1 protein-coding gene is annotated in these 1025 nt (G+C 65.0%); it reads right to left on the bottom strand.

What is annotated here, in order from left to right; translation table 11 throughout:
• Positions 1-939 carry an IS481 family transposase gene (locus tag P7B02_RS19620; protein WP_277788056.1) on the bottom strand — a complete coding sequence of 313 codons (939 nt, stop codon included), beginning with the start codon at positions 937-939 and terminating at the stop codon, positions 1-3.
• Between the last annotated feature and the right edge of the window lie 86 nt (positions 940-1025).

The following is a 1025-nucleotide window of genomic DNA, read 5'->3' as shown; positions in this document are numbered from 1 at the left end:
CTAGGTGTCGTTTCCAAGAAGGTTGTTCACCCGTTGCCAGGGTGTGAGGCCGGCGATGCCTGAGTGTGGTCGTTTGAGGTTGTAGTCTTGGATCCAGGCTTTTGCGGCCTGGGTTCGTTCGACTGACGACCGATAGGATCGGGCGTAGGCCCATTCTCGCAGGCTGGTCTGGATGAAGCGTTCGGCCTTTCCGTTGGTGCGCGGGGTATAGGGCCTGGTGCGCACGTGGCGGGCCTGGATGGACCGCAGGGCGGCGGCGAACTGCTTTGAGCGGTAGCATGCGCCATTGTCGGTCATCACGCGCTCGACCTGGACCCCGTGGCTGGCGAGCCAGGCGACGGCGCGGTTGAGGAAGGCTGTGGCGTCGTCCTGGCCTTCGGTGTCGAGGATTTCGGTGTAGGCCAGTCGAGAAGCGTCATCGACGCACACGTGTAGGAAGTCCCAGCCCTTCCCCAGATTGTGGGTTCCTGGTCCCCGGCCGGTGAAGCGATGGCCAGGTCCGTTGATGCGCCCCAGCTTCTTGATGTCCAGGTGGATCATCTCGCCGGGGCGGCCGCGCTCGTAGCGGATGACGGGGCTCTTGGGCTCAAGGCTCTTGAGCTTGCCCAGGCCAAGACGACGCAGGACCAAGCCCACGGTGGACCTGGCCATGCCCAGGCCGCGGGCGATAGCCGGGCCCGTCAAGCGCTGACGACGCATGCCTTCGATGCGCGCTTGCAGTTCGGCCGCGACCTTGCGCGGACAACGACGCGGCGCTGAGCTGCGGTCGTTCAAGCAACGATCACCGCCCCGATGGCGTGCCAGCCAACGATAGGCGCAGCGGCTCGACAGGCCCGACGCCGCGGCCGCCCGGGCCACAGGCCAGCCTTCATTTTCGATCCGGGAGATCATCAAGGCTCGACCAACCGGGGTCAGGCGAGCATTCTTATGGATGTTCATCCGGGGGCTCCCGGCTTGGAGGTTGGAGCGTCGCAACCCCAGCTTCTCAGCCCAACCCCGGGTGAACAACCTTCATAGCTTCGACA

It is taken from the genome of Caulobacter segnis (genome assembly GCF_029543125.1).
Taxonomy (GTDB): domain Bacteria; phylum Pseudomonadota; class Alphaproteobacteria; order Caulobacterales; family Caulobacteraceae; genus Caulobacter; species Caulobacter segnis_D.
This window is presented reverse-complemented; position numbering and strand designations above follow the sequence as displayed.